The sequence below is a fragment of the uncultured Thiocystis sp. genome (assembly GCF_903866365.1).
In the GTDB taxonomy this organism is placed as follows: domain Bacteria; phylum Pseudomonadota; class Gammaproteobacteria; order Chromatiales; family Chromatiaceae; genus Chromatium.
This window is the reverse complement of the sequence record NZ_CAIPNF010000174.1, coordinates 20,049-41,435: the sequence shown is the minus strand read 5'-3', so window position 1 is coordinate 41,435 and position 21,387 is coordinate 20,049. Positions and strand designations below refer to the sequence as shown.

The window sequence follows — 21,387 nt, the reverse complement described above, 5'->3', positions numbered from 1 at the left end:
GATAGTAGAGCTGGACATCTTCGGCGGGGAGCGCGGCGGCCAGCGCGGCCAATCGCGCCCGGTCCGGATCGTCCGCCGCCAGGATTCCCGGCACCTGCTGGATCAGCGCAATCCGATGCAGCAGGGCGATCGTCTCGCGCAACAATTCACCGAAGTCCGGCGTCAGCGCGGCGGCCCGTTCGATGTCGGCGAGCAGACGCGCACCGTCGGCCGCGGCCAGCGCATCCAGCAGATCGAGCACCAGGTCGCCGCTGACGGTCCCGAGCATGGCCCGCACTTCGTCTTCGATGACCCGTCCGCCGCCGAAGGCGATCGCCTGATCGAGCAGGCTCAAACCGTCGCGCATACTGCCATCGGCGGCGCGGGCAAGCAATGGCAGCGCCGTCGACTCGAAGTCGAGACCCTCGGTGCTCAGGACATGACGCAGACGCTCCGCGATTTCGCCCGGCAGGAGACGACGCAGATTGAATTGCAGACAGCGCGAGAGCACCGTGACCGGCACCATTTGCGGATCCGTGGTGGCGAGCAGAAACTTGACATGCGGCGGCGGCTCCTCCAGCGTTTTCAACAGCGCGTTAAAACTGTGGGAGGAAAACATGTGCACCTCGTCGATGAGATACACCTTGAAACGCGCCCGCGCCGGGGCATAAGGGACATTGTCGAGCAGTTCGCGGGTCTGATCGACCTTGGTGCGGGAGGCCGCGTCCACTTCCAGCAGATCCACGAACCGTCCGCTATCGATCTCCCGGCAGGCCGAGCAGACACCGCAGGGCCGGGAGCTGATGCCCTCCTCGCAATTCAGCGCCTTGGACAGGATCCGCGCCAGCGTAGTCTTGCCGACACCGCGTGTCCCGGTAAACAGATAGGCGTGATGAAGCTGGTCGCGGTCGAGCGCATTGGACAGCGCGCGCACGACATGCTGCTGTCCGACCATGTCGTCGAACGATTTGGGGCGCCATTTGCGGGCGAGCACCTGGTAGGACATGCGCGAGTCGAATCGGCTGGTTTGGTGATAAGCGGGCGCTTGGAATGCGCGCCAGTGTAACAGATGACGCCCTGTCGAAACCGTCTCGGGCATGGCACGCGCGGTCTGCGCACCGTCCCGGCCTCGCGGGAAAAGCCGCGAACGGAGTATCTGTCAGGATTCAAGGTAATGGCGGCGGCCGACGCCAGCCACACCCCGGCACACGCTTCAACCGCTGCGGCTGCTCCCTTCCGGGCCTGACCGGGTTCACGGTTTCGCGTTGCGAGGGGACCGACGCAGGCCACCATAACGCAATGTTCGGGCGCACCCGAACGCAAGCGGCGAAGAGTAACAAAGAGCCAACGAGAAAACAAACGTGCCAACGTTTCCAAACCGCGCCCGTTCAGACGGAGCCACCCGACCGATCGCTCGCAACGAGACATGTCGTCGCGGATGCGAGTCGGACGATTTCCGGACATCGCCATGAAAAGCGGTGAGACACGTCAAAAACCGAAAGCCCGACCGGGTTTCCGGGCGACGATCAGCATCTGCTCCCGACCGAGATAACCGAACTCCCGTGACCAGTAATACAAAGCCTCTACCTGGTGGAATCCCAGATCCCGCATCTCCTCCAGCAAACGCCAGCCGAAATGATAGAACGCGAGACAGCCCTCGTCCCTGACTGGATCGCCATGGTATTCCGGCGGCAGCAGATGCAAGACCTCGCCAGTCTCTTGCATCCTGGCCCGCACAAGATTGTCCGCGCAATCGCTGCGAAACGGCACACTCATGATCAAATGACCGCGGGGAGCGAGGCATCTCAGAAACTCCTGTAATGCCTTGCGATAGTCAGGCACATGCTCCAGAACGTCGAAACTCAGTACCTTGGTAAAGCGCGCGTCGCCAAAGGACAGCCGCGTGACGTTCTCGTGGCGAAGCCCACGCGCATCGATCTCGCCACAGAGCCTATCGGGTCCCAGGAATTCGCTTCCGATCAAAGTCGCGGAATAGCGACCGGCGAGGGTCTTGTACAAGTCGGTCGTTTGCTCGGTGATATAGACTTCACCACTTAATCCCCCAAGATGCTGATCGAGCAGATGAATGACCGCACGCATCCGGTTATTCAAACCACAGGACGGACATTTGAGCGACTCTCGCCAGTTTGGCGTCAGGATGCCATCGACTGGGTAGGCATGCTCGAACGACACCTCGAAATCGACCTGCCGCGAGCAGACGTAGCAGGTTCCCGCCACGCCGAACCGGTCGTTAGCGGTCACGAGATGACGCTCGACCGACCGCTGCGCTGAAATTTCGGACTCTGCCCGCGCCAGGCATTCCTGGCGCTCTTGGCAGGTTCCGATCTTCTCCCACTCAATATCATGGCGACCGAGCGGAACCGACTTGCGGGGAAGCCACTTGCCGATACCTGAAAGCAGGTTCGCCAGCATGGTCAAAACCTCTTTTAACGACCGCGAATCAAGGTTCCCACGCCGGTATCCGTGAAGAGATCCAGCATCACCGCGTGCTCCACCCGACCGTCGATGATATGGGCCGTCTTGACGCCGGACTGAACCGCGTCGATCGCGCACTGGATCTTCGGCAGCATGCCGCCGTGGATGACACCCTCCGCGATCAGCGTCTTGACGCGCCCGACATCCAGATCCTGGATGAGCGTGCCGTCGGCGTCGAGCAGTCCGGCGATATTGGTCAGCAGCAGGAGCTTTTCGGCCTTCAGCACCTGGGCGATCTTGCCCGCGACCAGATCGGCGTTGATGTTGTAGGAACGCCCGTCCTCGCCCACCCCGATCGGCGCGATAACCGGGATGAAGTTCCCGTTGACCAGCAGGTTGACGATGCTGGGATCGATGCTCTCGACCTCGCCGACATGCCCGATATCAATGATTTCGGGCTCCTTCAGCTCCGGCGCGTCGCGTCGCAGCAGCAGTTTACGGGCGCGGATCAGGTCGCCGTCCTTGCCGGTCAGGCCGACGGCGGAACCGCCGTGGCGGTTGATGAAATAGACGATTTCCTTGTTGACCAGTCCGCCCAGAACCATCTCGACCACATCCATGGTCTCGGCATCCGTGACCCGCATGCCCTGCACGAACTCGCTCGTCTTGCCAAGCCGTTTGAGCAGCGAACCGATCTGCGGTCCGCCGCCATGCACGATCACCGGGTTAATCCCGACCATCTTCATCAGCACCACGTCGCGGGCGAAGCCCTCCTTGAGAACATCGTCCACCATGGCATTGCCGCCATACTTGATCACCATGGTCTTGCCGCGAAAGCGCCGGATATAGGGCAGCGCCTCGATGAGGACATGGGCGATGGTCTGGGCGTGATCGTGAGGAAGTGTCATCGCGCGATGAGGCTCTTGATTGAAAGACGAAATCCGCATTCCCAAAGACGTTTTCGCCTGTGGGGAGAAGAGAAAGCGGAAATAGTAAGCGGTTGCGGCGATTTTTGCATCGCGCTCCCAGGACTACCGCTTCCCGGTATGCCCAAACCCCCCGCTACCGCGCGACGATGACTGGAACTCATCGACCAGCACGAGATCGGCGCGCAGGACCGGCACCAGCACCAATTGGGCGATCCGTTCGCCGATCTCGATCCGAAAGGCCGTGTCGCTCCGGTTCCAGCAGGACACCAGCAGCGGCCCCTGATAGTCGGAGTCGATCAGGCCCACCAGATTGCCGAGCACGATGCCATGCCGATGCCCAAGCCCGGAGCGGGGCAGGATCATCCCGGCGACATCCGGTTCGGCGATATGCACCGCCAACCCGGTCGGCAGCAGTTCGCAACCCCCTGGCGCCAGATCCAGCGGCGTCTCCAGCATCGCCCGCAGATCGAGCCCGGCCGAGCCCTCGGTCGCGTAGTGCGGCAGCGGGAACTCGCGGCCCAGCCGCGGATCGAGAATTCTGACCTCAAGTCGATGCAACATGGCGCTCCAGATACCGTTCGGCGATCAGTGCGGCCAGCTCCCGCGCGAGCCGGGTCTTGCTCATCATCGGCAGCTCGCGGCGCCCGCCGTCCCAGAACACCGTCAGCGCGTTCTCGTCGCGCTCGAATCCGCCCCGCTCGCCGCCGACCCGATTGGCGGCGATCATATCCAGCCCCTTGGCTGTCCGCTTGGCGAGCGCATGCCGCTCGACCTCGTCGGTCTCGGCCGCGAAGCCGACGGTGAAGGGCGGCGGCGTCAAGGCCGCGACCTCGGCGAGGATATCCGGATTGCGCACCAGACGCAGCGTCAACGCCTCGGCATCCTTCTTGATCTTCCGGTCGGTCGGCTCGGCGGGCCGATAATCCGCGACCGCCGCGGTTGCCACGAAGAGATCGCAGGACGCGACCTGTTCCATGACCGCCGCCCGCATCTCCAGCGCCGTTTCGACCTGGGTCGACTCGGCGACGTTCGGCGCGGGCAGTGCGGTCGGTCCGCTGACCAGCACGACTTGGGCGCCCAGATGGCTCAGGGCCGACGCCAGCGCATAACCCATGCGGCCCGAACTGCGATTGCCCAGATAGCGCACCGGATCGAGCGGCTCGCGGGTCGGTCCGGCGGTCAGCAGCACCCGCGTCCCCGCCAGCAGACGCTCGGCCAACGGACGCATCGCCTCGGCAATCTCCATGGGCTCCAGCATGCGCCCCGGCCCCACGTCGCCGCACGCCTGATCGCCCTCGGCCGGCCCCAGGATGCGCGCCCCGCGCTCGCGCAGAACCTCCAGATTCTCCCGCGTCGCCGGATGGCGCCACATGTGCTGATTCATGGCGGGCGCCAGACACAACGGCGCCTCGGTGGCCAGGGCCAGGGTCGTCAGGAGATCGTCGGCGATGCCGGCGGCCAGGCGCGCCATGAGATCGGCGGTGGCGGGCGCGATCAGCAGCCAGTCCGCCCAACGCGCCAGTTCGATATGACTCATGCCCGCCTCGGCGGTGGGGTCGAGCAGCGTGGTGCGGACCGGATGGCCGGAGACGGCCTGAAACGTCAGCGGCGTGACGAGGGCGGTCGCCGCCTGCGTCATGACCACGCGGACATCGAAACCGCGCTCCTTCAGACGGCGCACGAGATCCACGGACTTATAGGCGGAGATGCCGCCGCCGATCCCGAGGAGCAACCGCGAATCCTGGTGTTGATCCATTGGCGTTTCGTGTATTCTAGGCTGACATGAAAGGCGCAAGTGTAGCCGAAGGAGAATGCATGGCAATCAAGGACTGGCCGGAAGGCGAGCGGCCGCGGGAAAAACTCTTGGAACGGGGCGCCGCGGCACTCTCCGACGCCGAACTGCTGGCGATCTTTCTGCGGACCGGAATCCCCGGCAAGAGCGCGGTGGATCTGGCCCGCGATCTTCTACAGGAGTTCAGCGGCCTCGCCGGGCTGCTGGCCGCCGATCAACGGCGTTTCTGCGAGGGCAAAGGGCTCGGCGCGGCCAAATTCGCCCAATTGCAGGCCGTGCTCGAACTCAGCCGCCGGTATCTCATGACGCGCATCAACGACCAGGATGTGCTGACCAGCCCGGAGGCCACCCGCGACTATCTGAAGATGCGGCTCTATGGCTCGCCGCACGAGATCTTCGCCTGCCTTTTTCTCGACAACCGCCATCGCATCATCTGTTTCGAGGAGCTGTTTCGCGGCACCATCGACGGCGCGAGCGTGCATCCGCGCGAGGTCGTGCGGCGGGTGCTGGAGACCAACGCCGCCGCCGTGATCTTCGCGCACAATCACCCCTCCGGTGTCGCCGAGCCCAGTCAGGCGGACCTGCGCATCACGCAACGGCTCAAGGCTGCGCTCGATCTGTTCGAGGTACGGGTACTCGATCACGTCATCGTCGGGGATGGCGACGGCGTCTCGTTCGCCGAGCGGGGGTTGTTGTGATCCCCCCGCACCAACGCTCCGCGGGATTCATGGCGCGGCATAGAACCATCGACCTGGGCTTGGACCCAGGTCGGTTTGGGAGATCAAGCCCCGGTCGACGGAGTCTCCGGGCGAAAGCCCGAAGCGGCATCAAGCCAGTAACTGCGAGACGAACTGAGAGGAGATGTTGTTGGCCTGGCCGAGCATGGCCATGTTCGCCTGGCTCAGGATAAGGTTGCGGCTCTGCTCCGCCGTCGCGCGCGCGTAGTCGGTGTCCTGGATGCGGCTCCGGGCCGCCGCCGTGTTGACGTTGCCCTGCTCCAAATTGCGAATGCTGGCGTCGAAGCGGTTCTGGGCGGCGCCCAACTCTCCCTGTATCCCGCTGAGATAGTCGCTGCTCTGGTCCAGCACCTTGAGTGCGCTGGCGGCGCCGGCGGCGGTGGAAAGGTCGATGCTGTCGAGACCAAAAGTCTTCATCTGCCCCTGAAGGTCACGGGTGTTCACGGTCATGGAATCGTTCGCCTTGGCGCTGGCCTGGAGCGTCACCTCACCTTCCTGCGTGAGTAACTGAACCCCATTGAACGCGGTGCCTTCGATGTCCTGGGCGATCTGCTCCTGCAACGCGCTGGCCTCGGTCTGAAGGGCGGCGCGATCCGAGTCGGAGAGCGTGCCGTTCATGCCCTGGAGGCTCAGATCGCGGATCCGCTGCACGGCGTCGCTGATTTGGCTGACCCCGGCTTCCGCCGTCTGCACCATCGAAATCCCGTCGCTGAGATTGCGAACCCCCTGCGTATCTCCGGTCAGTTGGGCGGCGAACTGCGAGATGAGCGCCAATCCGGCGGCATCGTCGGCGGCGCTGTTGACCCGCTTGCCGGAAGCCAGGCGTTCCTGCGTCGTCTCCAGGGTACCCTGACTTCGGTTGAGGAGGCTCTGCGCGCCCAGCGCCATCTGATTGTTGATTCCCACCATCGCGGTCACCTCTGTTGTGTGCTGGATGTGAAACAGTATAGAGAATGGTACGCGATACGTACCGGCGACCGGTCCCAATTCCAAATTTCGTCTGCGTGAGAGTATGGATACCGGTGCTTGCGACGGTTTAGGGTATTTTGGGCGGAATCGTAGAGCGGAACGCTGGCGAATCTGAAAGGCCATATCGAAATGAACGGCGGAACGGTCATCGGCGCGACGGTTCTGACCGGCAAACCCTATTCGTCTGTTCTGGAGCCAACCGCGCAACAGCTCGCGGCACTGAGGGCGAAACATGGACAAGCACTTGAAGACTGGTGGCGAGACCGATTCGGTGACGGCTTCGACTGCCTTACTCAATCGGAGGCTCGCACCTTGAGCGCTCCCCGGATGCTGACAGAATCCGAGATCGCATTGCTGAGGAAGAGTAAGCAGGAGATTGCCACGCGCTTTAAGGCGGGAAGGCGAGGAAGATAAGGGATTCGCCGCCATCCCTTATCGGGTTCTATCGGCGCGACCGCTTGGAGGTCTTGGGCCGCTTGGTCGGCTTGGTGGCCTTCCGTCGCTTCGGAAAGTGCGGAAAGATCGGTTGATCCGGGTCCGGTGGGATCAACGCATCCCAGTCAAAATTGAAAAAGACGTAAGCCCGGTCGGAGATTCGCCGCTTGTAGGCTGCTGATCGCTCGGCATCGCCACGCATGGCAAACAGCAGGCAAAGCTGCTCCAAAGCCTCATCTTCGGTGATGTCCGCCCGATACGCCTCGGCGTCTGGTTCAGCCAGATACCGCAGCTCCTCGGGTGTCGGGTCGTGGTCAAAGATCGTTTCCATGTGCCTGTCGGATGTCCGCCCTCTCGTTCAAATCCGAGACGACCGTGGTGGCGCGATCGGATTGCCCAGCGAATCAGGCAGCCTCGTCCGCCGCCTGCTCATAAACGGCCCGCAGATGCTCGGGGAGCAGATGGGCGGGATAGGTCCGGTGGCGCAGCTTGCCGAGGTGCCACCACCAATGATCGAGCGGCTGCGATGGGTCGTCTTCCAGGAGCACTGGATCGATGTAGTCGTTGACTTGAACCGCTTCGATGACAATTTCATCGAGGTCTCGCACTTCCTGGGACTGCGCGAGCGACGGGGCAAGCGCCGCGCGCGCCTGACGCATTCCACGCCCCTCCCCATCCATTGAGAACTGAAAAAAGGCGTATTCTTCATAGCGCTTTAGCGGATCAGATCGCTTAATGTCCATAATGCATCTCCAAAGTCGTCATCCAGGTCATGGTAGAGGCTGATCCGCGTCCCGTCAGGATCATAGACCGCAATCCAGCCTTCGCGCGGCGAGCGGACTTGATACCGCCGGCCCGCTTGACGATAAACCTGCGCATCCGGATCGCTCAAAATCCGACCATAGAGCGCGTCCATGTCATCCATATCGCGCAACGCGACGCCATCAAGATATCGCTTCCTCATATAGTGTAGTTGACGGCTGTCGACACTGGCGGGAGCCTTTCGCACTCGCTGTATAAAATCGGCGACCTCTTGGACTTGCTGGTGAGGATCAAGCAGAGTCAGCAGTTTCTCGGTTTCTTTTTTGTTGCGGTTCATGTTGTTGATTGGCCATCGCGGATTCTCGCGCGCCTGGATCAAGGCCGCGCGCGCCGCCTGGCGCTCTGGCTGTCGCTCCTCGCTCATCGCGCGCCCGGCATCCGCGGCGGGGCGGTGCGCCACAGCAGGTCGATCTCCGCGTCGGTGAGTTGATACGCCTGGATGATCAGATCGGACATCCGCCGCTCCAGGGCGCGGAGCCGGGCGGCGCGTGCCTGTTCGGCGGTGGCGTAGCGGCGATGGGTGTCGGTCAGCTCGGTCAGGGTCTTGGGAGTAAGGCGGGGCGCACCCCTCGGGCGGCGTTTACGCACCTCGGCGGCGAACGCCTCGCCGGTCAGGTCGGCGAAGGTCTCCAGACGCTGACCGGGCTTGTCGACGCCGAGTTCCAGACGCAGCCAGGTCAGCAGTTCGCGGGATTCCTGCTGGGTGACGCGCGTCAGCTCCAGGGCGGCGGCGGCGTGCTCCTCGACCTCGCGGCGAAGCGCGGGGGGCGGGTCGGCGATTGGGAGGGTCGTCGTGAAAGAGTTGAACAGACGCAGCGCTTCATCCTTGCCGTGTTGAGCGTGACGCCACATATAGGCCCACATCACCGGGGAGTTCATGACGGCGAGAGCGTAAAGGTCTGATGTTCCCCAGATATAGCAGGTGTTGAGGAAATAAAGCGGCTCTGCTGAGTAAGCGAACTGAGGGCGCCAGGCAATGTCGGTGTGGACGATCTTCGGTCGCTCGAACTGCTCCCAATACTCGACGCTGTCCTGAATCTCGTACCAAGCATAGCGGCCCGGCTTCCTTCCAGACCAGTCACCATCCTTGGCCGCGTCCCAATCGCCCGGCCTTGGCTCAAGTCGCTCGCGGAAGCGTTCCAGATGCGCCCGGATCGACGGATAGGCATCGATCTCAAAACCACGACGCGCAAAGATCATCCACAACCCCTGCCAATCCGGCACCCAGCGCCCGATGTCCTGACCCCGCAGATAGGGTTTGATGACCTCCGCGCAGCCCGGATCGTCGCGGATCAACTCGGCGCGGGTCGCCTCGTCGATCAAAAAGGCTTCGTTGAATCCGGTCAAAACACCTCGGTACGGTTTGACTCCAACGAACTCGGCCAGCGGCACCCCGCGCTCGCGCAGCCGGCCCATCAGGGTCTCGACCTCGGGCGGCTCCAGGCTCCAGGGTTCGGCGCCGTAGCGCGACCAGGGCACCGGGTAGCCGTGCTCGTGGACATAGTTGTCCAGCGACAGCTCGGCCGAACGGTCGCGCGGGACCGGGCAGACCCGCACCACGCATGGCTCCGACGCGGGCTCGGGGGAGCGGTGGCGGGCGATCAGGATGCAGGGAAAGGTGTCGGCATCCTCGAAGATGGGCGCGTGGCCGAAGTCCAGGATCTCCTCGATCTCGGCGCGTTCGGCGAACAGTCGGCGCAGCGGCTCGCCATAGCCGGCGCGCAGCCATTTGTTGGTGACGATGTCGCTCAGTTTGCCCTGGGGGGCGAGCAGTTCCAGGCCGCGCTCGTAGAAATAGACATAGAGGTCGGCGACCCCGTGATAGCTGGCGTAACGCGCGGCCAGATAGGGCTTGAGCGGGCCGAGCGATTCCTGGCGCACGTAAGGCGGATTGCCGACGACGATGTCGAAGCCGCCTTGGGCCATGACCTTGGGAAAGGCGGCGTGCCAGTCGAAGGCGCGGGTATCCGCCGGCAGCTTGGCGAAGGCGTCGACGAGGGCCGGCGGGGCATCCGTCGGCGGCGGCTCCACCAGCGAATTGCCGCAGCGGATGTTGGCGTCGAGGTTGTTGAGCGGCTTGTCCTGGCGCGCGGTCTTGAGCCAGAGGCTGAGTTTGGTGATCTCGACCGATTCGGGGTTGAGGTCCACGCCGAAGAGGTTGTCTTGCAGGATCTGGCGGTTCAGGTCGAACAGCCCCAACTGCGCGGGCGTCCCTTGCAGTTCGGCGATGGCGCGGTTGACCCGCTCGTATTCGCCGATCAGAAAATCGAAGGCGGCGACCAGGAAGGCCCCGGAGCCGCACGCCAGATCCAGCACCTTGATCCGGCCCAGTACTTCAAGCAGATCGATCCAGACCTTCAGGCGGGTCTCGTTCGACAGCGGGCCGGGCTTGCCGGTGCGGTGACGGGTCTCGATCTCGGCGTGACGCTCGGCGAGCCAGCCGCCGATGGTGCGCGACACCATGAAGCGGGTGATCGGCTCGGGGGTGTAGAAGATGCCGTCGCGCTTGCGCCGCGAGCGCTGCCGGTCCACGTTCTCGCCGCGGATCTCGGCGCGCAACGACTCCAGGTCGCTGATCGACTGCTCGAAGATATGCCCGAGAATGTTGACGTTGAGATCGGTCTCGAAGTCGTAACCGGCCAGGGCCGCGATGCCATCCAGACCCGCGTCGGCCACCCGCAGGGCGTCGAGCGCGGGATCCGCGGCGAACAGACCGCCGTTGTAGGCGTTGATGCGCAGGGGCGGATGACCCTGGTCGACGGCGCGGAAGAGTCCGCACAACTGCTGCCAGCGCGAGACCGGGACGAAGCCCTCGCTTTTGGTGCCGAGCGCCTGCTGGAGCACCTTGGGCGGCAAGAGTCCGGTGTCCTCGCAGACGCAGATGAAGAGACAGCGATCGAGGATCTTTTGGGTCAGCTCCAGGAGACGGACGCCATGCGCATCCGTCTCCCGGTCGACGGGCGGCGGGTTGTCGCGGCGTAACTGATCGAAGAGATCGAGGCGCAGATCGCGATAGACGACATAAAACGCCTTGCCGATGCGCTCCTCTTCGACATGGGTGTGGGTGGCCAGACGCTCGACCGCGCTCTCGCTGTCCGGCGTGGTTCCGAATAGGTTTTCGCGGCCGAGCAGGAACAGGAAGGTGCGCAGATGCTCGGGATCGGCGAGCGCGCCGAGGTCGAAACGCTGGCAATAGCCCTGGCCGCGATCGGTGCGATAAAGACGCAGCTCGATGAAGTTGCCGACCAGCACCCAGCGGCAGCCGTCGACCCTGGCGGCATAGCCGAACGCCTGCTCGACCGGAGTGAGCCGACCATAGCCCGCCGCCTGCCGGGCGTCCAGATCGGCGCCGGGGGATTTCAGCTCCAGCACGGCGCGGGTGCGCTCGATGCGCGCGCCCGCGCTCGCACCGGCGCCGTACCAGCCGAGTCGGGCATCCGGCGGACGATAGCCCTTGACCGCCTTGGAACTGGTTTCGGGTTCGAGATGGTGCAGCCCGTCGGCGCCGACGATCTGCCGATAGCCGAGCAGGCGGTCGATGACCTGGCTCAGGAATTGACCCTGGAGCGGCTTTTCCTTCTGACCGAGCAGCGCGCCCGTGCCGGCGCTTGCGGCCCAGCTCGCGGCGATCTGACGCTGCTCCGTGTCGAGGGCGGGCGTGAAACCGCGTTGCGCTTCGTCCAGGAGTCGCCGGTTGAACAGCGGCTTGAAGTTGTCCGTGCTGGCCATGCGCGGCGATGCTCCCATGCGTCGAGTGTTCCAAAATGAGTCGGTCTGTCCAGACGGCTCGGCTGCGGTGCGCTCCCGTTGGGCCTTTGCGGATCGATTATGTCATCCTGCTCGCCCTGACGCGCGCGCCACTCCGGGTTAGAGGATATCAACAAAAGAAGGCAGGGCTTGCGCTGCACTCAATCCGCTGATAGCATTCCGCTTCTTTCTGTACCGAATCACACTCGCCGACTTGCAGGGATTCCCGCCATGTCCAAGGTATGCCAGGTTACCGGTAAACGTCCCCTCACCGGCAACAACGTCTCGCACGCGAACAACAAGACCAAACGCCGCTTTCTGCCGAATCTCCACGATCACCGTTTCTGGGTCGCGACCGAGAAACGCTTCGTGAAGCTGCGCGTCTCCGCCAACGGGATGCGCACCATCGACAAAAAAGGGATCGACACCGTGCTCGGTGAGATCCGCGCCCGCGGCGAACGGGTCTAACCGGAGGATTTATCCATGGCCAAGGCAGCACGCGACAAGATCCGCCTCAACTCCAGCGCCGGCACCGGTCATTTTTACACGACCACCAAGAACAAGCGCAATCAGCCGGGCAAGATGGAGATCAAAAAATTCGATCCCGTCGTCCGCCAGCATGTGATGTACAAGGAAGGCAAGATCAAATAGCTTGGTCCTTCCCGTGACCGTGGTTGGCCTGACAGCTTGCCGCAACAAGAAAACCCGTTGAACGCGGGTTTTCTGTTTTTGATCCCGAGCGGTTGCGCGCGACTCGCCACGCGAGAGCCGGGCGGCCTAAACCGCGGACGCGCCTTGTAGCGAATAGCCACGCAGATTGCGGGAAAAGCGTTCCAGCGCCTCGATACCGCTGGCTTCGGCCTGCTGACACCAATCCCCCAGGGCGGCCAGCAGCGCCTCTTGAGACGACGCCTGACGATCCCAGACCTCCTGAAGACGTTCCCGAAACTGATAGACGATGGCCAGGGTCCGATGCCGCGCCAGCAGTTGTTCCAGACGCTCCCTGGCGCTCGCGTCGAGCCGGCTTCCCTCCTTGATCAGCAGACGCTGGGCGCTACGGACCAGGCGTCGGCAATGCTCGGCGTCACGGCACAATTCAGCCCGCGAAACCGGCCGCATGACCTCTTTGCCATAGCGGGCAAACACATGCATCCGGCTCACGATGACGGCACTCAGGGTCTCCATATCCAGTTGACGCTTCCCCGCGATGACCCGCGGCTGGGGCGCGACCCGGCGGATGTGGGCCAGACCCAGTGCGCCGAGGATCCGGATATACAGCCAGCCGATGTCGAATTCCCACCACTGCGAGGAAAGACGCGCCGAACTCGGATAGGCGTGATGGTTGTTATGCAGTTCCTCGCCGCCGATCAGGATGCCCCAGGGCAGGAAATTGGTCGAGGCGTCCGGCGACTCGTAGCTGCGATAGCCGTAAAAGTGCCCGACGCCATTGACGACGCCGGCGGCCCATACCGGGATCCACAGCATCTGCACCGCCCACACCACCGGACCATAAAGGCCGAACAAGACAAGATCCAGGATCAGCATCAGACCCAATCCCTGCCAGCGGAAGCGGCTGTAAAGCTGGCGCTCCAGCCAGTCGTTGGGGACGCCCTGGCCATAGCGCTCCACCGTCGGCCGATCGGCGGCGGCCTCGGCGTAGAGTTCCGCCCCCTCGGTCAAAACCTTACGCAGCCCCAGCACTCGCGGGCTATGCGGATCCTCGGCGGTTTCGCACTTGGCGTGATGCCGGCGATGCACCGCCACCCATTCGCGGGTCACCATGCCGGTGGTCAGCCACAGCCAGAAGCGAAAAAAATGCGCCACGCTGGGATGCAGATCGAGTGCGCGATGGGCCTGCGCCCGGTGCAGATAAATGGTCACGCCAGCGATGGTGAGATGGGTGAACGCGAGGGTGAAAAGCACTGCCTGCCAGAGGCTGACATCGAGCATGCCATGGAGAGTCATCAAAGTTCCTAATGGGATGAAAGAGAGACATGGGTAACATTACCCAGTATTTTATAGACCCATTTCGGTCGGGATGGTTTGGACCGTTCGTCGCCTGATCGCGCGTGGCCGGCCAAATTCAATCGCGCGGCAGCAACAGGAGTTGGCCCAACACATCGCCATCGACCGGGCCGTTCCAGGGCCAGGGATGGCTGTCTCCCGCCAGCCAGTCGTCGAGCTGATCGGTTCGATAGGGCGAAAAGCGGTGTCCCGATTGGCCGAGCGGAAGGGTGCCGCGGGTCTGCGTCCAGTCCGCGGGGGTCGCGATCATGCGCATGGAGGGCGCGAACAGCGCCTGCTCGGGCTTCAGCGGCGTTGTTTTCATGACATTGACGGTATCCGTGCCGCCGCCCACCCCGATGGGACCGACGCTGAACCCGCGTCCGAGGATGGGCAGCTTGTCGAAGGCGTGCGGAAAGGTCAGGGTGCGGATGCGTTCCAGAGGCGCCTTGCCCGAGACCCCGGAGCGGGACTTCAGGTCCGCCGTTGCCGCCAGGATCGCCCGCGCCCAGATGTCGGCCGGCGTTTCGCGCGCGGGTGTCGTGACATCGTCCCAGAAGCTGGACTGGCCGGAGCGCAGCGTCTCCTGCAAGGGGTTGTAGGCGACCATCGCCATCTCCATCAGCGCCGCCAGATCCGCGCCCAGTTCGTCTCCATAGAGCGCCGCGTACAACGCCGGTTCCAGCAGGACGAACAAGGCCGCCGAAGGACTGTCGCCATCCATGACGCTGTTCCAGTCGAGCAGCGAGTCGCTGGCGATGTCCCAGGCGCGCGCGTCGACCGCCCGCAGATCCATCTCGATCCGACGCAGCGACCGCTGCATCAAACGCGCCTGAAGACTCAGGCGATCGCGCTGGATGTCGGCCATGGACGCAGGCGTCAGCGGCGGTGCCCCGGCGAGCAGTTCGGCGATCCGCTGGGCGCGATAGGGCGCCATCCAGGCGCGGCTGACCCCGACCGGATAATCCGCCGGGATGGTGCGGTTGTTGGCGGTGATCAAGGCGCCGCCCGCGGGATCGGTCTGGGCGGGGTTGCGATTTTGCGGGACGAACCCCCGCCAGGCGTATTCCGGCAGCCAGCCCGGCGACGGAAAGGCGCCGGACCCCTTGCCGCGCTGCGGCAGCAGACCCGTGACCTGCCAGGCAATGCCGCCGTCGCGATGGGCCAGCATCAGATTCAGCGCGACTTGCCGGAATCCGGTGGCCGCCGCGCGCGCCTCGCTCAGGGTGCGGGACCGTGTGAGCCGGTGGATGGCCGCGAAGCTCAGATCCGGCAGATCGTTGTTCTGACGCAGCGCCAGCAGATCGGCGGTGTTCAGACCCGGCAGATCCATAGGGCTGCCGGTCGCGTCGCCCAGGATCCCGTTGACGATAACCCCGTGCGTGGTGCGGCGAACCGCCAGTTCGACCGGCGCCGCGTCCTTGACGGCAATGCGCTCGATGCGCGACAGGATCGGCTCCGGGTCGCTCCCCGCGCGTTCCACCCGGCCATCCGGCGTAACGCGCTCGACAAAGAGATCCTGCGTATCGGCAATCGCACTCGTGAAACCCCAGGCGAGTTGCTCGTTATGACCGATCAGGATCAAGGGCACGCCCGGCAGGGTCACGCCCGACAGATGCAGCTCAGGCGTGATCAGCTCCAATTCATACCAGATCGCCGGCATGGAGAGGGCTAGATGGGGATCGTTGGCGAGCATGGCCGCCCCGGTCGCGGTGCGCGCCCCGGTGACGACCCAGGCGTTGCTGGCGGCGCCGGGGATCGGCAGGCCGAAGCGCGCCGGCAACTGGAAGGCTGCATCCAGCGAAGGCGCCTCCGTCAGGCCCATGCGCGACGGGCGGTTCAGGCGATTCGCGGACAGATACCGGACCAGCTCCGGAGACACCTCGGGGGCAGGAATCCCCTCGTCGGTCGGGAACAATTCACGCGCCCGCGCGGGGCCGATCCGCGCCGCCAGACGCAGAAAGGTCAGCTCGGCGCGCAGGTTAAACGACTGGGTCCAGGCCATGTAACCGCCGATGACCAGGCTATCCTCCGGCTGCCAGGGGGCGGGCGCGAAACCGGCGATCCGATACTCCAGCGGTAGCCGCGCGCGTGCCTCGTCCCGATAGGCATTCACCCCGGCCGCATAGGCCGCGAGCAGGTCGCGGTCGGACGCATCCAGGCTTTCCAGCGTCCGCCGGGCCTCGTGGGCGAGTCCGACGGTCCGAAAAAAACGATCCGCCGGAAGCGCGCCCGCGCCAAACACCTCGGCCAGACGACCGCTGGCCAGTCGGCGAAGTGTGTCCATCTGCCACAGACGCTCGGAGGCGACGACATAACCCTGGGCGAACAGCAGATCCGGTAGAGTGTCCGCCGCGATGGTCGGCACCGCATGCGGCCCGAAGCCGACGCGCACCGGGCCGGTCAAGCCGGGCAGGGTCAGCGTGCCGCGGTAGACCGGCTCGGCCTGCCGGGCAAGCCAGTACAGACTCGCGGCGCCGGTCACGGCAAGGATCAGCAGGATGGACAAGACCGGGATGAGGATGCGTCGCGACATTGGCGTTTGAACTCTTGGTTGGCGAACCGGAATAACGATTCGTGCGGATCGTCCCTATCTTCTCACGATTGCCAACTCTCCAAGGAGGCCCGCGATGCCGAACCAACCCGATACCGAGTCCGTCAAACGCTATCTGATGGCGTTGCAAGACAAGATCCGCGATGCCCTGCGAGACACCGATGGCGGCGCGGGCTTTCGAGAGGATGCCTGGGAGCGTCCGGACGGCGGCGGCGGGCGCACCCGCGTGATGTGTGAAGGCATGGTCTTCGAGCAGTGCGGGCTCAATTTCTCGCATGTCTTCGGGGAACGGCTCCCGCCGTCCGCCAGCGCCCGTCGGCCCGAGCTGGCCGGGCGCCGCTTCGAGGCCATGGGCGTCTCGCTGGTCGCGCACCCCTGGAATCCTTATGTCCCCACGTCGCATCTCAATGTGCGCTTTTTCATCGCCGAAAAGGCCGGGGCCGAGCCGGTCTGGTGGTTCGGCGGCGGCTTCGATCTCACGCCCTACTATGGCTTCGAGGAAGACGTCGTGCACTGGCACCGCAACGCGCGCGCGATTTGCGAGCCGTTTGGCGAGGATCTCTATGCACGTCTGAAACGCGGGTGTGACGAGTATTTTTTCCTGAAGCACCGCAACGAACCCCGCGGCGTCGGCGGGCTTTTTTTCGATGACTTCGATCAGGGCGGGTTCGACCGCGGATTCGCCTTCCTGCGCGCGATCGGCGATGGCTACCTGCCGGGCTATCTCCCTATCGTGCAGCGCCGCTGGGCCAAAACCTATGGCGAGCGCGAGCGCGCCTTTCAGAAATACCGGCGCGGACGCTATGTCGAGTTCAATTTGCTCTATGATCGAGGGACATTGTTCGGACTCCAGTCGGGCGGGCGCACCGAGTCCATCCTCGTCTCCATGCCGCCCGAGGTGAGCTGGCGCTACGACTTCCGGCCTGAACCAGATAGCCCCGAGGCTGAACTCTATGAGCGTTTCCTCGTCCCTCAAGACTGGCTAAATGATCGATCAAGATAAAAACCGTCTTTCTGACAGGAGCAATCGGATGTCCGAACCTCAAGAACGAAACCGAGAAGCCGCCCGGTCGTCGCGAGGCAACGCGATGCTCCCCTGGCGCGCGAACCAGGAGAACGCGACTGCCGTCGTCTTTGGACTCTTTGAAACCGGTCTCGGCGTCATCCGCAGTCTCGGCCAGCAGGGTGTCAAGGTGTATGGCATCGATTACAAGAAAGACATCGGCTGGTATTCGCGTTATTCAAAACCATTACACTGCCCTGACCCGCTTCGTCAGGAACAGTCTTTTCTGGACTGGATCCAGGAAAATTTCTCCGACTGGAGCCTGAAACCCGCCGCGTTCTTCACCTCCGACGACTTTCTTATTTCTTTTTCCCGGAACAGAAACCTGTTAAGCAAGCATTTTGTTTTCAACCTCGCCGAGCATGATCTGATTCAGTGCATCGCCGATAAACATTGCCAGTTTCAGATTGCGACGAAAGCGGGAGTCAATGTACCGGCAACTTGGCCGATCACTAAAGCCGCGGACCTCGACACGCTTCCAGATACCATGCTTTACCCCGCCTTCATTAAAGGTCAGGATGTCAACTCATGGAGAAGAGTCATGGGTGGCGCCATCAAGGGATTTCAAGTCGAAAACGATCATGATCTGCGCGAAAAAATCGCTCCGATTCTTCGGAACGACGTTCCTGTGATTTTACAGGAAGTCATCGCGGGCCCCGACACCAACCATCTCAAATATTGCAGTTATACATCGTCCGACGGCAAAATATTCGCCGAGTTCACGCTTCGTAAAATTCGTCAGTATCCGGTCCGCTTTGGCGTTGGCTCCGCAGTGGAAAGCATTCAAAACGCGGAATTGATCGAAGAGGGAAGAAAATTATTTTCAGGGATTGGCTTCAAAGGGATAGGCTCGGCGGAATTCAAATATGACAACCGGGACGGAAAATTAAAACTCATCGAATTAAACCCGCGTTACTGGCAGCAAAATTACCTTTCCACCGTCTGCAACATGAATTTCCCTTACTTGAATTATCTCGACATCTCGAACCAAACCCCCGCTCCGATCGAATCATTTCAAACTGGGATTAAATGGGTTAATCGATATATGGATTTTTATTCTTTTGCGACATACAGAAGGGAAGGCAAACTGAACTTCCGGGAATGGCGTAAATCGTTAGCCGGTAAAAAAGTTTACCCTGACTTCGCCTGGGACGACCCAATACCGGCGCTCTATGGAATTGATTTCGGACGGAAGCTTTATAAATTGCCTTGGGCTCTGTATAAAAAACTCTTTCGGTCATCCAATCACGTGCGCGCGGATGTTATGGACGTTGAACGTCATAGCCGGGCGTAGTGGCGCGTTTTAAACCCGTCACTACGCCAAAGCCACATCTGGATAGCGGATGTGAAGGCTATACCAGCCGAAAACTCTCGTCACGCACGCCCTGGCATGCAATCGAACCTGCGTACAGTTCGCGGGCGGTCGAGCCGGAACAGTCTCAACCATCATGTTTTCTTGCGAGGCCGCTCCCAACTTGAGATGGTGGCTTGACGGCTGCGGGAGAGCGTGAGTTGATCGGGAGGAGCATCGCGGGTAATCACTGATCCGGCGCCGATCGTGGCTCCCCTGCCAACGGTCACGGGCGCGACCAAGGCCGTATTGGAGCCGACAAAGGCGCCATCCTCGATCTGCGTCATGAACTTGTTGACGCCATCATAATTGCACGTGATGGTGCCGGCGCCGATATTCACACCCGCCCCAACCGTTGCGTCGCCAAGATAGGTCAGGTGATTGACCTTGCTGCCCTGCCCCAGGGTCGTCTTCTTGATCTCGACAAAATTTCCGACATGGGTGTTCGCGGCAAGTTTGGCCTCTGGACGCAGTCGCGCAAAGGGTCCAATGCGGGCGTTCGCACCAACCTCGGCGCCTTCGATGACGCAATTGGCCAGAATTTCAGTCCCGGAACCGATCATGCAGTTTTTCAGCAGACAGTTGGGGCCGACGCGAACCCCGGCGGCGAGCCGAACCTCGCCCTCGACGATGACATTGATGTCCAGGCTGACATCGGTCTCGGCGTGCAGGATTCCGCGCAAATCGAAACGCGCCGGATCGGCCAGGGTCACGCCCGCGCGCATCAGCCGCTCCGCCGCCGCGCGCTGATGGATGCGCTCCAACTCGGCGAGTTGAACCCGATCGTTCACGCCAGTTACTTCCGCGAGCGTGTCCGGCTGGGCGCTCGCGATCTGGACGCCATCCTGGGCCGCCAGCGCGGTAATGTCGGTCAGATAATATTCGCCCTGCACGTTGTCGTGACCGATCCGGTTCAGCCAGTCGTCCAGACCGGCGCGCTCGGCGACCAGAAACCCCGTGTTGATCTCGCGGATGCCCCGCTCCGTCGGCGTAGCGTCTTTTTCCTCGACGATGCGGGTCACGCGGCCCTGCGCATCGCGGAGAATGCGGCCATAGCCGGTGGGATCGGACAGCTCGGCCGTCAGCAGACCCAGACGGGTGTCCGCGCTCACGGCGAGCAGGCGGCAGAGGGTCTCGGAGGTAATCAGCGGCACATCGCCGTACAGCACCAGTACCCGATCCATCCCGGTCATTGCCGGCATCGCCTGGAGCACCGCGTGGCCGGTGCCCTGCTGCCGGGCCTGTTCGACCCAGAGGCAGTCGTGCCCGCTCAGAGACGCCTGGACCTGTTCGCCGCCGTGACCGAAGACCACGACCCGCCGTGCGGCGCCGAGTTGGTTCGCGGCGTCGAGCACATGCGCCAGCAGTGGCTGACCGGCGAGCGGATGGAGTACCTTCGGCAGACTGGAACGCATCCGTTTACCGAGACCCGCGGCCAGTATCACGACGCCTAGTTTCATACGTTGCAAGTCCTCTGTTTGATCTCGAAGCGATTTCCAGACATTCGGAAATTCCTTAAGAATTTCAGAATCAATGAAGACTTCCGCCCGGCAGGTTGCAGACGCCCAACTCGGCGCTCAACTCCGCGTGCGTGGGGTCGCGCACCTCATGAATCCGGACATGGACCAGGAGCAACTTACCGGCCAGCGGGTGGTTGCCGTCGACCGTGAGCTTGCCGTCCTCGATGCGGGTGACATAAAAGGATTTAACCTCGCCGGTGTCGCTCTGCATCTGGACTTCGGCGCCGACGAAGCGGAATTCCGGCGGAACATTCTCCAGGTCGTCGGTAAAGGTCAGGCTTGGATCATGCGGGCCAAAGCCCTGATCGGGACCAAGCCGCAGTTCGACCTCGTCGCCCACGGATTTTCCGCGGATCGCGGCATCCATCCCGCCGATGAGTTCGGTCTGACCGCCCTGAATGTAGGTGACGGGCAGATCCGTCTGCTCCAGGATGGCACCCGCCGCATCGACGATGCGGTAGGTCAACGAGACCAGCTTGCCGTCGTCAATCGTTTGATCCGACATGCTCATGCGTACCTCCACGCGAAAACGCAAACGCCCCCGTCGTCTTGACCGGGGGCGTCTGTCAGAGTGCCAGCAACCGTGGCTGGCTAGGCTGGCGGGGACAGCGAATCAGCGCCCCTTCATTTTACGCAGCTTCTCGATCGCCCGCAGTTGCGCCACAGCCTCGGCCAATTCGACCTGGGCCTTGGCGTACTCGAACTTGGCGGTTTGACCGGCGAGCGCATCCTCGGCGCGGCGTTTCGCTTCCATGGCCGCCGCCTCGTCCAGGTCGCGGGCGCGGATCGCGGTGTCGGCCAGGACCGTCACCACATTTGGCTGAACTTCCAACATGCCGCCGGAGACATAGAAATGTTCCTGCTCGCCCTGCTCGTTCTCGACCCGCACGTCGCCCGGTTTGAGCCGGCTGATAAAGGCCGTGTGACGGGGGGCGATACCCACCTCGCCCATCTCCGCGGTCGCGTAAACCATGGTGGCGAGGCCGGAGTGGATGGCGCCCTCGGCGCTCACGATATCGACACGTACTGTCATTGCCATGGGAGATCCC

Annotated in this window: 21 protein-coding genes and 1 other RNA gene; 6 read left to right on the top strand and 16 right to left on the bottom strand. The window is 63.0% G+C overall.

Annotation, left to right across the window (positions count from 1 at the left end; translation table 11 throughout):
• The 6 genes from dnaX to coaBC all read right to left on the bottom strand — a co-directional run.
• Window positions 1–985: DNA polymerase III subunit gamma/tau (dnaX, locus tag QZY07_RS09815; RefSeq protein WP_295401997.1), on the bottom strand; the 985-nt coding region annotated here is incomplete at its 3' end.
• 179 nt (window positions 986–1,164) lie between these two features.
• Window positions 1,165–1,261: signal recognition particle sRNA small type (gene ffs, locus QZY07_RS09810), an RNA gene on the bottom strand.
• A 206-nt stretch (window positions 1,262–1,467) separates the two neighbouring features.
• Complete coding sequence (locus QZY07_RS09805; RefSeq protein ID WP_295401996.1) at window positions 1,468–2,412, bottom strand: methyltransferase domain-containing protein; 945 nt, start codon at window positions 2,410–2,412, stop codon at window positions 1,468–1,470.
• Between the two features lie 14 nt (window positions 2,413–2,426).
• The gene (gene argB, locus QZY07_RS09800; protein WP_295401994.1) at window positions 2,427–3,323 is read right to left on the bottom strand and encodes an acetylglutamate kinase; all 897 of its coding nucleotides are present in this window, start codon (window positions 3,321–3,323) and stop codon (window positions 2,427–2,429) included.
• Between the two features lie 123 nt (window positions 3,324–3,446).
• A complete protein-coding gene (gene dut / locus QZY07_RS09795; RefSeq protein WP_295401992.1) occupies window positions 3,447–3,905 on the bottom strand; it encodes a dUTP diphosphatase in 459 nt (152 codons plus the stop codon).
• The gene (gene coaBC, locus QZY07_RS09790) at window positions 3,889–5,100 is read right to left on the bottom strand and encodes a bifunctional phosphopantothenoylcysteine decarboxylase/phosphopantothenate--cysteine ligase CoaBC (protein WP_295401990.1); all 1,212 of its coding nucleotides are present in this window, start codon (window positions 5,098–5,100) and stop codon (window positions 3,889–3,891) included. Before coaBC ends, dut begins: the two co-directional genes overlap by 17 nt.
• A 59-nt stretch (window positions 5,101–5,159) precedes the next feature.
• Here coaBC and radC point away from each other — a divergent pair, with 59 nt between their 5' ends.
• Window positions 5,160–5,834, top strand: a complete 675-nt coding sequence (radC, locus tag QZY07_RS09785) for a DNA repair protein RadC (protein ID WP_295401988.1) — start codon at window positions 5,160–5,162, stop codon at window positions 5,832–5,834.
• Window positions 5,835–5,963: 129 nt separating this feature from the next.
• Here radC and QZY07_RS09780 read toward each other — a convergent pair whose 3' ends face one another.
• Window positions 5,964–6,782 (bottom strand): flagellin, encoded by an 819-nt coding sequence (locus QZY07_RS09780; protein WP_295401986.1) that lies wholly within the window; start codon window positions 6,780–6,782, stop codon window positions 5,964–5,966.
• 189 nt (window positions 6,783–6,971) lie between these two features.
• On the opposite strand from QZY07_RS09780, the gene QZY07_RS09775 reads away from it, so the two are divergent.
• On the top strand, window positions 6,972–7,256 hold the full coding sequence (locus QZY07_RS09775) for a hypothetical protein (protein ID WP_295401984.1): 285 nt from the start codon (window positions 6,972–6,974) through the stop codon (window positions 7,254–7,256).
• A 28-nt stretch (window positions 7,257–7,284) separates the two neighbouring features.
• Here the strand turns inward: QZY07_RS09775 and QZY07_RS09770 are convergent, their stop codons facing one another.
• The 4 genes from QZY07_RS09770 to QZY07_RS09755 form a co-directional block, all read right to left on the bottom strand.
• The gene (locus QZY07_RS09770) at window positions 7,285–7,608 is read right to left on the bottom strand and encodes a hypothetical protein (RefSeq protein WP_295401982.1); all 324 of its coding nucleotides are present in this window, start codon (window positions 7,606–7,608) and stop codon (window positions 7,285–7,287) included.
• Window positions 7,609–7,681: 73 nt separating this feature from the next.
• Window positions 7,682–7,936, bottom strand: coding sequence for a hypothetical protein (locus QZY07_RS09765; protein ID WP_295401980.1), 255 nt, complete (start codon window positions 7,934–7,936; stop codon window positions 7,682–7,684).
• 56 nt (window positions 7,937–7,992) lie between these two features.
• Window positions 7,993–8,463 carry a hypothetical protein gene (locus QZY07_RS09760; protein ID WP_295401978.1) on the bottom strand — a complete coding sequence of 157 codons (471 nt, stop codon included), beginning with the start codon at window positions 8,461–8,463 and terminating at the stop codon, window positions 7,993–7,995.
• Window positions 8,460–11,828, bottom strand: a complete 3,369-nt coding sequence (locus QZY07_RS09755; protein WP_295401976.1) for a DNA methyltransferase — start codon at window positions 11,826–11,828, stop codon at window positions 8,460–8,462. Before QZY07_RS09755 ends, QZY07_RS09760 begins: the two co-directional genes overlap by 4 nt.
• Before the next feature lie 249 nt (window positions 11,829–12,077).
• On the opposite strand from QZY07_RS09755, the gene rpmB reads away from it, so the two are divergent.
• Both rpmB and rpmG read left to right on the top strand, forming a co-directional pair.
• A complete protein-coding gene (rpmB, locus tag QZY07_RS09750) occupies window positions 12,078–12,314 on the top strand; it encodes a 50S ribosomal protein L28 (protein ID WP_295401974.1) in 237 nt (78 codons plus the stop codon).
• Between the two features lie 15 nt (window positions 12,315–12,329).
• Window positions 12,330–12,497: a 50S ribosomal protein L33 gene (rpmG, locus tag QZY07_RS09745; protein WP_093034499.1), complete on the top strand. Its 168-nt coding sequence runs from the start codon at window positions 12,330–12,332 to the stop codon at window positions 12,495–12,497.
• A gap of 126 nt (window positions 12,498–12,623) precedes the next feature.
• On the opposite strand, the gene QZY07_RS09740 is transcribed toward rpmG, so the two are convergent.
• Together QZY07_RS09740 and QZY07_RS09735 are read right to left on the bottom strand one after the other, a co-directional pair.
• Entirely contained in the window at window positions 12,624–13,811 is a 1,188-nt protein-coding gene (locus tag QZY07_RS09740) for a fatty acid desaturase (RefSeq protein WP_295401970.1), read from the bottom strand.
• A gap of 118 nt (window positions 13,812–13,929) precedes the next feature.
• Window positions 13,930–16,386 carry a penicillin acylase family protein gene (locus QZY07_RS09735; protein WP_295401969.1) on the bottom strand — a complete coding sequence of 819 codons (2,457 nt, stop codon included), beginning with the start codon at window positions 16,384–16,386 and terminating at the stop codon, window positions 13,930–13,932.
• Window positions 16,387–16,480: 94 nt separating this feature from the next.
• On the opposite strand from QZY07_RS09735, the gene hemF reads away from it, so the two are divergent.
• Complete coding sequence (gene hemF, locus QZY07_RS09730) at window positions 16,481–17,407, top strand: oxygen-dependent coproporphyrinogen oxidase (protein ID WP_295401967.1); 927 nt, start codon at window positions 16,481–16,483, stop codon at window positions 17,405–17,407.
• Window positions 17,408–17,435: 28 nt separating this feature from the next.
• Window positions 17,436–18,761 carry a hypothetical protein gene (locus QZY07_RS09725; protein ID WP_295401965.1) on the top strand — a complete coding sequence of 442 codons (1,326 nt, stop codon included), beginning with the start codon at window positions 17,436–17,438 and terminating at the stop codon, window positions 18,759–18,761.
• Between the two features lie 152 nt (window positions 18,762–18,913).
• Here the strand turns inward: QZY07_RS09725 and glmU are convergent, their stop codons facing one another.
• The 3 genes from glmU to QZY07_RS09710 form a co-directional block, all read right to left on the bottom strand.
• Entirely contained in the window at window positions 18,914–20,278 is a 1,365-nt protein-coding gene (gene glmU, locus QZY07_RS09720) for a bifunctional UDP-N-acetylglucosamine diphosphorylase/glucosamine-1-phosphate N-acetyltransferase GlmU (protein WP_295401964.1), read from the bottom strand.
• Window positions 20,279–20,348: 70 nt separating this feature from the next.
• Complete coding sequence (locus tag QZY07_RS09715; RefSeq protein WP_295401962.1) at window positions 20,349–20,849, bottom strand: peptidylprolyl isomerase; 501 nt, start codon at window positions 20,847–20,849, stop codon at window positions 20,349–20,351.
• A gap of 102 nt (window positions 20,850–20,951) precedes the next feature.
• On the bottom strand, window positions 20,952–21,377 hold the full coding sequence (locus tag QZY07_RS09710; protein WP_295401960.1) for a F0F1 ATP synthase subunit epsilon: 426 nt from the start codon (window positions 21,375–21,377) through the stop codon (window positions 20,952–20,954).
• Between the last annotated feature and the right edge of the window lie 10 nt (window positions 21,378–21,387).

Excerpts from the sequence above, each read along its gene's own strand:
- QZY07_RS09805 (WP_295401996.1), bottom strand. The coding sequence starts at position 2,412 with ATGCTGGCGAACCTGCTTTCAGGTATCGGCAAGTGGCTTCCCCGCAAG.
- argB (WP_295401994.1), bottom strand. The coding sequence starts at position 3,323 with ATGACACTTCCTCACGATCACGCCCAGACCATCGCCCATGTCCTCATC.
- dut (WP_295401992.1), bottom strand. The coding sequence starts at position 3,905 with ATGTTGCATCGACTTGAGGTCAGAATTCTCGATCCGCGGCTGGGCCGC.
- coaBC (WP_295401990.1), bottom strand. The coding sequence starts at position 5,100 with ATGGATCAACACCAGGATTCGCGGTTGCTCCTCGGGATCGGCGGCGGC.
- radC (WP_295401988.1), top strand. The coding sequence starts at position 5,160 with ATGGCAATCAAGGACTGGCCGGAAGGCGAGCGGCCGCGGGAAAAACTC.
- QZY07_RS09780 (WP_295401986.1), bottom strand. The coding sequence starts at position 6,782 with ATGGTGGGAATCAACAATCAGATGGCGCTGGGCGCGCAGAGCCTCCTC.
- QZY07_RS09775 (WP_295401984.1), top strand. The coding sequence starts at position 6,972 with ATGAACGGCGGAACGGTCATCGGCGCGACGGTTCTGACCGGCAAACCC.
- QZY07_RS09770 (WP_295401982.1), bottom strand. The coding sequence starts at position 7,608 with ATGGAAACGATCTTTGACCACGACCCGACACCCGAGGAGCTGCGGTAT.
- QZY07_RS09765 (WP_295401980.1), bottom strand. The coding sequence starts at position 7,936 with ATGCGTCAGGCGCGCGCGGCGCTTGCCCCGTCGCTCGCGCAGTCCCAG.
- QZY07_RS09760 (WP_295401978.1), bottom strand. The coding sequence starts at position 8,463 with ATGAGCGAGGAGCGACAGCCAGAGCGCCAGGCGGCGCGCGCGGCCTTG.
- QZY07_RS09755 (WP_295401976.1), bottom strand. The coding sequence starts at position 11,828 with ATGGCCAGCACGGACAACTTCAAGCCGCTGTTCAACCGGCGACTCCTG.
- rpmB (WP_295401974.1), top strand. The coding sequence starts at position 12,078 with ATGTCCAAGGTATGCCAGGTTACCGGTAAACGTCCCCTCACCGGCAAC.
- rpmG (WP_093034499.1), top strand. The coding sequence starts at position 12,330 with ATGGCCAAGGCAGCACGCGACAAGATCCGCCTCAACTCCAGCGCCGGC.
- QZY07_RS09740 (WP_295401970.1), bottom strand. The coding sequence starts at position 13,811 with ATGACTCTCCATGGCATGCTCGATGTCAGCCTCTGGCAGGCAGTGCTT.
- QZY07_RS09735 (WP_295401969.1), bottom strand. The coding sequence starts at position 16,386 with ATGTCGCGACGCATCCTCATCCCGGTCTTGTCCATCCTGCTGATCCTT.
- hemF (WP_295401967.1), top strand. The coding sequence starts at position 16,481 with ATGCCGAACCAACCCGATACCGAGTCCGTCAAACGCTATCTGATGGCG.
- QZY07_RS09725 (WP_295401965.1), top strand. The coding sequence starts at position 17,436 with ATGTCCGAACCTCAAGAACGAAACCGAGAAGCCGCCCGGTCGTCGCGA.
- glmU (WP_295401964.1), bottom strand. The coding sequence starts at position 20,278 with ATGAAACTAGGCGTCGTGATACTGGCCGCGGGTCTCGGTAAACGGATG.
- QZY07_RS09715 (WP_295401962.1), bottom strand. The coding sequence starts at position 20,849 with ATGAGCATGTCGGATCAAACGATTGACGACGGCAAGCTGGTCTCGTTG.
- QZY07_RS09710 (WP_295401960.1), bottom strand. The coding sequence starts at position 21,377 with ATGGCAATGACAGTACGTGTCGATATCGTGAGCGCCGAGGGCGCCATC.